Source organism: Pseudomonas sp. GX19020 (assembly GCF_023371075.1).
Classification (GTDB): domain Bacteria; phylum Pseudomonadota; class Alphaproteobacteria; order Rhodobacterales; family Rhodobacteraceae; genus Pseudogemmobacter.
Window position 1 is genome coordinate 35,837 of the sequence record NZ_JAMCCR010000022.1, and the last position, 12,303, is coordinate 48,139.

Sequence of the window (12,303 nt, forward strand, 5' to 3'; positions counted from 1 at the left end):
GAGAAGACGGTCCGATTATGGGCCGCATGCCGGCTGGCACACCGGGAAAACGACAACAGTTTTCCAATCACCGCCTCAGCGATGTTGCATGTGATTCGGGCCTGCGCTAGAGTGCTCTTGCTAGACGTTAAGCATTCTCAGGGTTGGCGCCCTGTGGTTTGCGCGGGCCTTCCGGGTGGTTTCCATTCGGAAGGTCTTTCTTTTTCCGACACTGCTCCTTTGTTGTTATCGTTGGGGTTTGGTGTGTCCGGTCAGCTGCGTTTCGCGCGCGCCGCCAGAAATTCTTCATAAAGGCGCGGCAGCAGATCCTGCGCCTCGTCATGCAGCCAGGCCGCGAAAGCGGCATTGCCGGGTGTGGCCTCAAAGCTCATTCTGGCCTTTTGCAGTCGGACCGAGCCCAGTTCTGTCCCGTTACGGGCGAGGATCGTGGCGGCGCTGTCGGCAGCGGCTGCTTTTTCCGGTCGCGCTGTCGTCGGGATCGCCCTGACCCAGGCCTCGAAGCGCTGATCCGAGGTCAGTTCCGGGGCAAACGGGGCAGGGTGGACCGAATCTGCCGCGATCTGTCCTTCGATGACCCGCAAGGCCAGATCATACCAGCGTTTCCAGCCGACCGAGGGGGCCGCGCCAATCCGTTCGATCACCTCACGCGGCAGCGCCTCGCGCACTTTGCGCATATGCGAGGTATGGCTGCGACTGACATTCAGCGCGTCCTGGATCACGCGGGCCTCATAGCCGGCCTCTTCAAGATCGCCGGCAAACAGCGCCTTTTCGATGAAAGACGGGTCTTTGCGGAGATTGTTTTCCTGGCCCTGAGCCAGCACCGCCTCTTCATCCGACAGCGTGCGGATCAGCGCCTTGACCGGCAGGTCAAGACCGCGGATCGCCGCCAGACGGCGCCGGCCATAGACCACCTGATAGCGCCCGCTGAGCTTTGGATGCGGACGCAGCAGGATCGGCACCTGCTGCCCGTGTTTCGCAATGCTCTCGCGCAGCTCGGCGATGTCGTCGCCCAGATCGCCAAGCCGGTCCCTGAGGCCGGTATCTTCGATCTGGGCCGGATCAATCTCCTGGACCGAGCGGCTGCCGATGCTGCGCAGATCATTGCGGATCGCTGCAATCGGGCCGCTGGCCTGAAAGACCTCGGGCATCTTCGCGGGCTCAGCCACGCCGGCGGGGCGCGGGGCAGGGGAGATGCCTTCGAACATGTTTTTGCGGGCCATGTCAGTTCCTTCCCCAGGCTCTGTGGATGTCTTGCTCCAGCTCGCGCGCGACCGCATTCACGGATTCCATCGCGCGGTCATAGGTGTTGCGGTTCATGCTGCCGCGCCCGACCTCGAACAGGGTCTGATGCGTCAGCCCGGCATCCGAGATGGCGGTTGATTTCAGGAAAGTCTCGGTCATCACCCGTTTCCCAAAATTCGCGCGCAAAAGCCCGGCGACCTGGGCCTGCGGCCCGTCCGAGGGTTCGAACCGCGACACCAGGTAGCGCAGGAAATCGTAATCCAGCGTCATGCCCGCGTCCCGGATCGTGTCCAGGAGCGATGCCGCCATGGTCAGGAACTGCGCGAGCGAGGCCACATCGATGAAATTCGGCACCACCGGGATCAGGATCGAAGACGAGGCCACCAGCGATGAAAGCGTCAGAAAGCCCAGCTGCGGCGGGCAGTCAATGAAGACGATGTCGTAATTCGCCTCGACCGACCGGATCGCCTCCCGCAGCCGCAGATAGAACGGCGGCTCGGAACCCTGGCGCAGCGCATAGGGGGTCTCGGTCTCATATTCCGACAGGATCAGCCCGCCCGCCGCGATGTCGAGCCCGTGGAAATAGGTTTTGCGAATGACCTCTTCCATCGGCACTGGGTCGGTATAGCGGATCGCGTCATAGATCGTGCCCTGATGCGAGAAATCGATCTCGGGGCGCAGGCCGGTCATCGAGGACAGCGAGGCCTGGGGGTCCATGTCGATCACCAGCACCCGGTAGCCATGCAGTGCGAACCACTGGCTGAGATAGGCAGCCGAAGTGGTCTTGGCCGACCCCCCCTTGAAGGACACGCAGGACAGGATCTGCAAGGGCTCCTGCCCGACCCGACCGCGCAGGTAAAGCGAGGGGTCGCGGGTGGTGCGCGCCAGCGCCAGGCGGATCAGCCCGAGATCTTCGGCGGTGTAAAGCCGGCGGCCGCGTTCGTCCTGCGCCACATCGGGGATCTTGTCTTCGGCATGGAGCTTGCGCAGATGGCCGGGCGCGAGGCCAAGAAAATCGGCGGCTTCCCCCGAAGAAAAGCTGCGCAGATATTTCCGTGCATCCGGCGCAAAATTGCGCTCCAGATGCTGGCGGATGGAATCGTGCAAGGTTGCTGCATCGCCCTGGAGCTCTGCGAATACACGCTCTGCTGTCATGCAGCCCTCATTTGTCCTGTGCGGCGCAGTTTCTCTGCGCTCTGCCCCTTCTACAGGGATGCTCATAATGTCTGTAGCGCAAAAAACCGAAATTCTTGCATTTCTGCGCTACAGAAAGAAATGCGCCAGGAACGGGCGCCGCGCAAGAAAATTCTACACCTGGTAGCGCCTTCCCGGGCCAGCTTGTGGATAAATTGCGGCGCCCGGCAGTCATGTGGCCGAAATGTAACGAAAACCGCCGGGTTCGTCATCCCGACCTGTATCAATATCTTGTAGCATTTCCGCAGCCGCGGTCGTCGGGTCAAATCCGCGATTCGTAAGGCAGGCGAGAACGCCCGCTGCCCGGCCAGTACCTGACTTGGTCGGCACGCGCTCAATCGCCGGGTCTCGCCCGGGGTTTCGAGAGCAGTGATATCCCCTTCGCCTGCGCTCCGGAGGATGGAGCTGGCCCTGTCCGGCATGCTTGAAAGGCAGGAGGGGAACTGTTATCTTACCTTTGTCTTACATTGGAGCTTTGCTCATGCCGCGGCCACCTGCCACGACCACCACTCTTTCGACCAAAGGCCAGATCATTCTGCCCAAGGCCATCCGGCAGCGGCGGGACTGGGAGGTCGGCACCCGGCTGATCGTCGAAGAGACGGCAGAGGGGGTGCTTCTGAAACGCGCGCCGGCCTTTGCCGCAACAAAGCCCGAGGATGTCTTTGCCCTGCTGCCCCATCGCGGCGATCCGAAATCGGTTGAAGAGATGGACGCGGCCGTGCTGGCCGAAGCGCGGCGGCGTCATGATCGCGATTGATACGAATGTGGTGGTGCGCTACCTGACCGGCGATCACCCCGACCAGTCGCCGCGCGCCCGCACCCTGGTCAACGCTCAGGCGGTCTTTGTCGCGGTGACGGTCATTCTGGAAACCGAATGGGTGCTGCGCAGCGCTTACGGCTATAAACCGGCGGAAGTGGCGCGCGCGCTTCGCGCCTTTGGCGGGCTTGCGACCGTGACCATCGAGGATGCGGTGATCGTGGCGGATGCGCTGGACCGGGCCGAACAGGGCATGGATTTCGCCGATGCACTGCATCTGGGAAAATCGGCACAATGCGACGGTTTCGTGAGTTTTGACCGCAGGCTTGTCAAACTGGCGCAGGAGGCGGGTCTTTCAGACGTGCAAAGCGCCTGACCCGCCGGGCGCCATCTCACGCTTTATGGCAATATGGGTGCGGTGGCGTTGGGGCCGGCGCGACCAGGGTATTGGAGCATGCCTATGACCATTACCCGCCGCAGGTCTCTCTGCGCCCTGCGACCGCAGGATCTGGCGAATGACCCGCGCAATCCGGGCATGCCGCTTGAGACTGCGATGTTCGATGGCCATGCGGTCAATCGCTCTGCCACAGAGCGCCGGGCCGCTTCGCTGGGGGCGCGCCGCACGGTCAAGAAAGAGTGTCAGGCCGCCTGGCTGATCAATGCGATCCGCTGCACTGATCTGACGACGCTCGCGGGCGACGATACTGCTGCGCGGGTCCGCCGTCTTTGCGCCAAGGTGCGCCAGCCGCTGGCCGCGCATAACACCAAGGGGCTGGGGATCGGGGATCCCGGGCTTACGACCGGCGCGGTCTGCGTTTATCCGACCATGGTCGGCGAAAGCCCTGCCGGGATCTGCCATCGACCGCATGGCAAAGCTCTATGTCGGTGGTAAACAGACGCGCCCCGACAGTGGCTATTCTTACCGTGTCGAAGGGCCGAAAGGCATGGTTGGCCTTGCGTCGCTTGGCAGCCGCAAGGATATCCGTAATGCGGCCCATGCCGCCAGGGGCAGGGGCGGGCAGACCGGGCATAATCGCGCCCAGGTGCTGTATTATCTGGCAGAAAACCTCTCGGTCCGCTCGGCGTGGTCGGGCTGGTCTGCCCGACAGCCCTGCCGCTTCTGGGCCTTGTTTCGCTGGCGGAGCATGACGATGTCGATGGACTCTGGTACTTCGGCACCGGAGAAGGGGCTAAGGCAGTCGAAATCGCTTCTGCCGGCAATCTGAAACAGACCTGGACCGAGGATGGCACGGCCCGCAACTGGCTTTCATCCGAGGGTCAGGGCCGGCAGGTCCTGACCCGCGCCACACAGGTCAAAAATATCTGGGTTCCTTACGGCGAATGATTATCTTTGATTGTGACGGTGTGCTGGTCGACAGCGAGATCCTCTCGAATGCGATTGACGCAGAACTGATGACGGCGGCTGGCTGGCCGATCACGGCGGCAGAGATCATCCGCGGCCATATCGGCCAGCCAAAAGCGGTGATCTGGGATCAGATCGCCGCGCTGCGGGGCGCGCCCTGGCCCGAGGGTCTGATACAAGAGGCCGATGCATTGCTCCTCGCGCGAATGGAGACCGAATTGCAGCCGGTCGAAGGCATTCGGGCCGCGCTGGAGCGCCTGCCGGGGCGTAAAGCTGTAGCCTCGTCTTCGGCGCTGCCGAAACTGCGCCGCTCGCTTGAGATCTGCGGGCTGAGCGATTTTTTCGCGCCGCATATCTATTCCGCAAGCCAGGTGGCACGGGGCAAGCCCTTTCCGGACGTGTTCCTGTTCGCCGCCAGCCAGTGCGGCGTCGATCCGGCGGATTGTGTGGTGGTCGAGGACAGCGCCGCCGGGGTGAAAGCGGCACTGGCGGCCGGGATGCGGGTGGCTGGCCTGACCGCAGGGCGTCATTCCTGGCCGGGACATGGCGACCAGCTTCTGGCGGCGGGGGCGGCGCGGATCTTCACCCGCACATCCGAGCTGACCGAGGCTGCGTTACGGGCGCTTTGACCCGGCGCGCTTGCGGGCCTCCGGCAGCACCCTGACCGAAGCGGCGAAAGCTCCGGGCCGCAGTTTACGGGTCGGATCCGGCCCATTGCACATCACTGCCCTCACGCTGACCCCAGGCCCCGGCTAACCGCCGGGGGGGGGCCGCTTTTCGGATGCTGGCGGGATTTTCAGCACGCGCGGTCAGGAAAATGAAATTGCCTGTGCGGAAAACAAGCTGGAGATTGCGCTTGCCTTGGGAGAGGTATGACCCGCATCCGTCGGGCCAGTTTGTGTTGCAGGCATGTGATGAGACCTGCGATGCCGGGGAGGGGGAGAAAAGACATGTCCTTGAGAGAACCGGCACAGGCCGGACGTCACCGCCGTTTCCGGCTGACCCAGGAGGGCGTGGTCTCACTGATCGCGCTGACGCTGTTTCTGGCTTTCGCCCTGTTTCTGAACAACTTCCTGACCCAGGGCAATCTGCTGACCTTGTTGAAAAACGTGGCCATCCTTGGCACGCTTGCGGTGGGGATGGGGATGATCGTTGTCGGGCGCGGCATTGACCTGACCATGGTTGCGGTCATGGTGGTGGGCGTGGCTTTTGCCATCTGGCTGTCATCGCAGGGCTTTGACTTTGGTGAAGCGGTGCTGATTGGCGCGGCCCTGGTGGCGTTTTGCGGGCTGATCACCGGCATTCTGATCGCCATTGCCGAAGTGCCGCCGATTTTTGCCACCCTTGCCATGGCGTCTATCGTCTATGGCGGGGGCCGCGTCGCCTTCAGTTCGGATGTGCTTTATGCCCCGGCGGGGATCGGCTGGCTGGTGGCCATCGGCTCGGGCACCTTCCTGGGCGTGCCCTATTCCATTCTGATCCTTGCAGGCATTGCGGCGCTGGTCGCACTGTTTCTCAGCCTGACGCGGTTTGGCCGCTTCATCTATGCGACGGGCGACAATCCGCATGCGGCGCGGACCATGGGCCTTCCGACCCGGCCGGTGCAGATCAGCCAATATGTGCTGGCCGCGCTGATCGCCTATGCCGCGGGCATCCTGATGACCGGCCTCGTGTCCGGGATCAACACAAGGCTTTATAATTCCACGCTGATCTATGATGTGCTGCTGGTCGTGGTGCTGGGCGGGATCAGCCTTTCCGGTGGTCAGGGCGGCGTGCGCAACGTTCTTGTTGGCACGGTTCTGGTCGGCATTCTGATCAACGGCATGACGATCATGAACTTCAGCTATACCAGCCAGAACCTGATCAAGAGCGTGATCCTGCTGGCCGCGCTGGCGCTGGATGCGGTGATCAACCCCCGCGACGAGCAGACCTCGCAAAGCGGCGATATCTGACCCATCACGCAGACAAGAAAGTTTCAGGGAGGAGACACTATGAAAGTTCTGAAGAATACCACCTTCGCGGCACTGGCGGCTTCTGCGCTGCTGGCAGCGGTTCCGGCGCAGGCCGATGATATCGAACAGGTTGGTCGTGCCGCCTATCTGGAGGCCGTGACCGGCAAGAAGGTGATTTTCGTGCCGCTTTCGCAGGGGATGGATCTCAACCAGGCCTGGACCGCCGTCTGGCAGCGCCATGCCGCGCGCTATGGGTTCACCTTCGAAGTGCGTGACCCAAATATGGACACCGCCGCCGGCATCCGCGCGCTGCAGGGTGCGATTGCCGAAAAGCCTGATGTGCTGATCGTGCAGAACCCCGATGTGCAGACCTATGCCCGTGCGCTGAAACAGGCGCAGGATGCCGGGATCAAGATCCTGCAGATCAATATGCAGTCGATCACCCAGACCGACAGCTATGTCGGCAATGACTGGATCGAAATGGGACGGCTGGAAGCAGGCGAGCTGGCCCGGACCTGCCTTGCCCCCGGCGCGCCTTCGGGCAAGATCGTCTGGCTGGCGGGCGTGCAGACCGGTGCCGCAAATATCTATATGCGTGAAGGTCTCAACCAGATCCTTGCGGAAAATCCCGGCCTCGAACTGGTCTCGGACCAGCCCGCTGATTACGACAGCGAGAAAGCCCGTCAGATCACCGAGACCGTGCTGCAACAGCATCCCGATCTCTGCGGAATCATGGGCATCTGGGACAATGCCGAAGTCGGCGCCGGTGCTGCCGTTCTGGCCGCAGGCAAGCAGGATCAGGTGACCATCGTCACCAATGGCGCGGGCGCCCATACCGCATGCGAGAGCATCGAAAAGGGTCTGCTGGACGTGGTCTATAATTTCAACGCGCCGATCCAGGCCGAGATTGCCGCGCAGCAGATTTCCGAATTCCTGCAAAATCCCGACCGCCCGGCCGGATCCGAGAAAACCGTCTTCTTCGGGCCGATCACCCGTGTCGATAAGAACAATGCCAGCGGTCGCAACTGCTGGAAAATTGACGAGCTGAAGTAAGGACCTGTCTGCAATGAGCCTCAGCGAAAGCCTTGTCCGGTTGCGGTACCGGGTTCTGCCCGATCACGTTCTGGGCGAGCTTCTCACCAAGAAATGGGTGGACAGCGCAATTCCCTTCACAGCCCTTGTGCTTGTGATTGCGATTTTCGCACCGATCGTGCCGCGCTTCTTCGAGTTCGGGACGATCTCACTTCTTTCCGGCGAGATGGCCGAGCTAGGGCTCGTTGTTCTGGGCCTGACCATCGTGATGATCTCGGGAGGGATTGACCTCTCGGTCGGGTCAACGTTTGCGCTTGCGGTCACCACCGCGCTTTACACCATGAATGTCATGGGGCTGAGCCTTGGCGGAGGGCTGGCCGCCACCCTCGGGGTCGGCGCGGTTTGCGGCGCGATCAACGGCTTCATGGTCGGTATCCTCAGGATGCGGGCCTTTCTGACGACACTGGTGACGCTGATCATCTTCCGGTCGGTTTTCGATATCGTCTTCCCGCAGATCTCGACCGATATCGTGATGAACTACCCGGATTCCCCGGCCTGGGATTTCCTTGGCATGGGGCATGTTCTGGGCCTGCCGACCCCTTTCTGGGTGCTGGCCGCGATTGCGCTGATCCTGCATATCGTGCTGTCGCGTGGCCGTTATGGCTGGCGGCTGCTGGCGGTTGGTGGTGCGCGGCGCTCGGCGCATAATGCCGGGATCAATGTGCGCTGGACGGTGTTTTCCGCCTATGTGATCTGCTCGGTTCTGGTGGCGCTTGGCGGGTTCCATTTCGCGGCGCGGATCGGGTCGGCTGCATCCGACATCGGCGCGGGGATGGAGCTTCAGGCGCTGACCGCGACGGTATTGGGCGGCATTTCGCTGGGCGGCGGGCGTGGATCGGTCGCGAAAGCGCTGATGGGCGCGCTGTTCGTGCTGATCCTGTCGACGTCCTTGCTGGCGCTGGCCATTCCGGGCCCGGTCAATGCGCTGATCCTTGGCCTTGTGCTGGTCACCGCTGTCTTTCTCGACGTTCGCTGGGTGAAGAACCGCCATAAACTGCTGCGCGCGGTCTATATCTCGCCCACCTTCAACAAGCTGCCGCCGGCGATTTCCACGACCGAGGGGCCGCTGGTGCCGAATGACCGGCTGCGCGCGTCAGAGCCCATCGGCCTTGGCATCATGGATGGTGCGGAAGATGCGATTTTCGACCGCGAGGGCAATCTTTACACCGGCTCGCGCCATGGCGACATCATGCGCTGGTTCGGGCCGGATTATACCCGTTACGAGATCTTCGCCCATACCGGTGGCGCGCCCCAGGGCATGGCGTTCGATGCTGCGGGGAACCTTGCGGTCTGTGTCGGCGGCATGGGGCTTTACCAGGTCTCACCCCAGGGCGAAGTCACGCTTCTGACAGCGGAAACCAACCGCAGCTGGACCTCGATCGCGGACGATTCCGTGATGAAACTGGCCGATGACTGCGACATCCTTCCCGATGGCCGGATCATCTTTTCCGAGGCCACCGTCCGGTTCGAGATGCATGACTGGTATGCCGATGCGCTGGAAAGTCGCGGCAATGGGCGGCTGATCGTCTACGATCCCAAATCCAGAACCACCCGCACCGTGCTGTCGAACCTGATCTTCCCGAACGGGGTCTGCACCTCTTATGACGGGGAATCCGTGCTGTTTGCCGAAAGCTGGGCCTGCCGGATCAACCGCTATTACTATGCCGGGCCGAAAAAGGGCAGGCTGGAACGCGTGATCGAGGGATTGCCGGGATATCCGGACAATATCAACCGCGCCTCTGACGGCACCTATTGGCTGGCCCTGATGGGCTCGCGCACTCCGGCGCTGGATCTTTCGCTTGAGATGCCGTCTTTCCGCCGCCGCATGGCGCGCCGTGTGTCGCAGGACGCCTGGCTGATGCCGAACCTCAACACCGGCTGCGTGCTGAAATTCAATGAAAAAGGCGAGATCCTGGAAAGCTTCTGGGATCTTGGCGGCACCCGCCATCCGATGATCACCTCGATGCGCGAGCATAAAGGCACGCTGTATCTGTGCGGCATTTTCAACAACCGCATGGGCGCCCTGAAACTGCCCGGGGCGGATCAGGACTGGTGCGGCGTCGACAGCTATTGGGGGAAACCGAAATGAGCGCGATCCGCCGCTTTATCGACCGCCGCCTTGGCCGGGACGAGGCCGCGATCACGGTGCCGGTGCTGGATGGCCCTTTGCTGCCGAATGCGGGCCTCGACGAGGCGGCCGAGATCGCCTTGCTTAGGGATGCCGATAATCTCGTCGTGACCGGCAAGGGGCTGGTGGCGTCTTCAGGCCCGCGCGTGATCCGGGTTGAGACCGGCGAAGAGATCGCCGCTTTCGACGCCGATGTTTCGTCGCTGGCTTATGGCAAGGGCATGCTTGCCGTGGGGCTTGACGGCAAGGGCGTGACCCTGCGCGGCGGCACCCATGACGGCAAAAGCTTTGCCACGCCGAAGAGCCCGAGCGCGCTTGCCTTCCTTGATGCCGATACGCTGCTGGTGACCGAAGGCGCGAGCCAGCGCCGCGCCGCAGACTGGCGCCGTGATCTGATGGAGCGGGGCCAGTCCGGCGCGCTCTGGCGGCTGAACCTCGCCACGGGCGAGGCGGTCAGGGTGCTGGGCGGTCTGGCCTGGGCGGGGGGCGTTGCCGCGACGGGGTCGCAAAAGGTCTGGCTTTCGGAAAGCTGGCAGCACCGTGTGCTGGCGGTCGATCTGAGCACCGGCAAAGCCGAGCCCGTTCTGGAACATCTGCCCGCCTATCCGGCCCGGATCGCGCCCGCGGTCGAGGCGGGGTTCTGGCTCAGCTTCTTTTCGGTGCGCAATCAGCTGGTTGAATTCATCCTGCGCGAACCGGCCTATTGCAAACGCATGCTGGCCGAGGTGCCGGAGCCGTTCTGGATGGCGCCCGCCTTCGCCTCGGGGCTGTCCTTCTCCGAACCGATGCAGGGCAGTCAGCTCAGACGGATGGGCGTGACGAAACCTTTTGCCGAGACGCGGTCTTATGGGCTGGTGCTGCAATGTTCGCCGCAGATGAAACCGCTGCGCAGTTTCCATTCGCGGGCCGATGGCCAGGCGCATGGCTGTGTTTCGGTCGCGGAACAGGGCGATGATCTCTGTGTCGCCTCGAAAGGCCATGGCAAAATCCTGCGCCTTGACGGCGCCGCCCGGGGGATCTGATGGCGGGGGATCTGAAGATGGAAACCGTGGTTGAACTGCAAAATTCCACCAAAAGCTTCGGCGGCATTGCGGCGTTTCGCGACATGGATTTCACTTTGCGCAAGGGCGAGGTCCATGCGCTTCTGGGGGAAAACGGCGCCGGGAAATCGACGCTGACCAAGGTGATTGCCGGTGTCTACCGGCTGAGCCAGGGCCGCATGCTGCTGGACGGGCGCGAGGTCAGCTTTGCCTCGCCCGCTGAAGCGCTGAAAAACGGCGTCGTCATGGTGTTCCAGGAGACCAATCTGGTTCCCGCCATGACCGTCGCACAGAACATCTATCTGGGCGACGAAAAGATGTTCAACCGCCTGCGCGGTCTCTATATCGAGGCGCGGCAATTCCTTGTCGGCATGGGGTTTCAGGTTGATCCGACCGCCCAGGTCACGACGCTGGGGGCGGCGCAAAAGCAGATGGTCGAGATCGCCCGCGCGGTGCATCACAATGCCCGTGTCATCATCTTTGATGAGCCGACCGCGACGCTGACACCCGAGGAAAAGCGCCATTTCTTCATGCTGATCGAGCGGCTGAAGGCAAAGGGTGTGGCCATTGTTTTCATCACCCATGCGCTGGAAGAGGCGCTGGAGGTCTCGGACCGCATCACGATCCTGCGCGACGGCCAGCTGGCTGCGACCGGCGCGGCACACGACTTCACCCGCGAAAGCATCGTCCAGGCGATGGTCGGGCGGACCCTGTCGGAAAGCCTGCATGGCAGCGTGAAACGCAAGCCCCGACCTTACGGCGAAAAGGTTCTCAGCGTCGAGAACCTGTCCTGCGGCGCCATGGTCCGGAACTCGTCCTTCTCGGTCTTTGGAGGCCAGGTGACGGGGATTTTCGGCCTTGTCGGCGCGGGCCGGTCAGAGATGGCCAAGGTCGTTGCGGGGGTCCTGAAACGCGATTTCATGCATGGCGGCGAGGTGCGGCTGAACGGCAAACCGGTGCGCTACCGCGTGCCGCGCCCGGCGATGCGCGATGGCATCGTCTATGTCACCGAAGACCGCAAACATGACGGGTTCTTCGAAACCATGACGGCGGGGCAGAACCTCCTGCTGGGGGAATTGTCGAAACAATCGAACCCGCTTTCCGTTGTCTCGCCGCGCCGCGCGCTGGAGCTGGCAAAGGAATGGGGCGAGCGGCTCCGGCTGAAGCAGATCTCGGACCGGGCGCGGATGATCGAACTGTCTGGCGGCAATCAGCAGAAGGTGGTGATCGCAAAATCGCTGATCCAGGAGCCGAAGCTGATCATTTTCGATGAGCCGACCCGTGGCGTCGATGTCGGCGCGATTGTCGAGATCCACCAACTGATCCATGATCTTGCCGATCAGGGGCTCGCGGTGGTGGTGATATCGTCCTATCTTCCTGAAATCATGGCGGTTTCCGACCGTATCCTGGTGGCCAAACGCGGCAAGATCGTCGAAGAAATGATGGCCCTTGACGCGGATGAAGAAAAGATCATGTTCGCGGCCGTTCACTGAGCCGCCCTGGCGCGGGGCGCGTATCAGCCCCCGCCGGCGGCG

Annotated in this window: 12 protein-coding genes; 10 read left to right on the top strand and 2 right to left on the bottom strand. The window is 62.5% G+C overall.

The genetic code is table 11. The features are described 5' to 3' along the window. Window positions 1-251: 251 nt before the first annotated feature. Together repB and repA are read right to left on the bottom strand one after the other, a co-directional pair. A complete protein-coding gene (gene repB, locus M3484_RS21820) occupies window positions 252-1,220 on the bottom strand; it encodes a plasmid partitioning protein RepB (RefSeq protein ID WP_249499228.1) in 969 nt (322 codons plus the stop codon). 1 nt (window position 1,221) lies between these two features. Further along, entirely contained in the window at window positions 1,222-2,397 is a 1,176-nt protein-coding gene (repA, locus tag M3484_RS21825; protein WP_249499229.1) for a plasmid partitioning protein RepA, read from the bottom strand. A 520-nt stretch (window positions 2,398-2,917) separates the two neighbouring features. Between repA and M3484_RS21830 the strand changes: the two genes are divergently transcribed. The 10 genes from M3484_RS21830 to M3484_RS21875 all read left to right on the top strand — a co-directional run bounded on the left by M3484_RS21830 (window position 2,918) and on the right by M3484_RS21875 (window position 12,261). Then, window positions 2,918-3,193, top strand: coding sequence for an AbrB/MazE/SpoVT family DNA-binding domain-containing protein (locus M3484_RS21830; protein ID WP_092904423.1), 276 nt, complete (start codon window positions 2,918-2,920; stop codon window positions 3,191-3,193). Then, a complete protein-coding gene (locus tag M3484_RS21835; protein WP_249499230.1) occupies window positions 3,180-3,569 on the top strand; it encodes a type II toxin-antitoxin system VapC family toxin in 390 nt (129 codons plus the stop codon). The genes M3484_RS21830 and M3484_RS21835 overlap by 14 nt, the downstream gene beginning before the upstream one ends. A gap of 84 nt (window positions 3,570-3,653) precedes the next feature. Beyond that, a complete protein-coding gene (locus M3484_RS21840) occupies window positions 3,654-4,085 on the top strand; it encodes a hypothetical protein (protein ID WP_249499231.1) in 432 nt (143 codons plus the stop codon). Further along, window positions 4,060-4,419: a hypothetical protein gene (locus M3484_RS21845; RefSeq protein WP_249499232.1), complete on the top strand. Its 360-nt coding sequence runs from the start codon at window positions 4,060-4,062 to the stop codon at window positions 4,417-4,419. The genes M3484_RS21840 and M3484_RS21845 overlap by 26 nt, the downstream gene beginning before the upstream one ends. A 115-nt stretch (window positions 4,420-4,534) precedes the next feature. Then, a complete protein-coding gene (locus M3484_RS21850; RefSeq protein WP_249499233.1) occupies window positions 4,535-5,185 on the top strand; it encodes an HAD family hydrolase in 651 nt (216 codons plus the stop codon). 321 nt (window positions 5,186-5,506) lie between these two features. Then, entirely contained in the window at window positions 5,507-6,508 is a 1,002-nt protein-coding gene (locus M3484_RS21855; protein WP_249499234.1) for an ABC transporter permease, read from the top strand. Window positions 6,509-6,547: 39 nt separating this feature from the next. Next, window positions 6,548-7,561, top strand: a complete 1,014-nt coding sequence (locus M3484_RS21860; RefSeq protein ID WP_092904113.1) for a sugar ABC transporter substrate-binding protein — start codon at window positions 6,548-6,550, stop codon at window positions 7,559-7,561. 13 nt (window positions 7,562-7,574) lie between these two features. After that, window positions 7,575-9,689 (top strand): ABC transporter permease, encoded by a 2,115-nt coding sequence (locus M3484_RS21865; protein ID WP_249499235.1) that lies wholly within the window; start codon window positions 7,575-7,577, stop codon window positions 9,687-9,689. Next, window positions 9,686-10,750 (top strand): hypothetical protein, encoded by a 1,065-nt coding sequence (locus M3484_RS21870; protein WP_249499236.1) that lies wholly within the window; start codon window positions 9,686-9,688, stop codon window positions 10,748-10,750. Before M3484_RS21865 ends, M3484_RS21870 begins: the two co-directional genes overlap by 4 nt. Next, complete coding sequence (locus tag M3484_RS21875) at window positions 10,750-12,261, top strand: sugar ABC transporter ATP-binding protein (protein WP_249499237.1); 1,512 nt, start codon at window positions 10,750-10,752, stop codon at window positions 12,259-12,261. The genes M3484_RS21870 and M3484_RS21875 overlap by 1 nt, the downstream gene beginning before the upstream one ends. The last annotated feature ends 42 nt before the right edge of the window (window positions 12,262-12,303 follow it).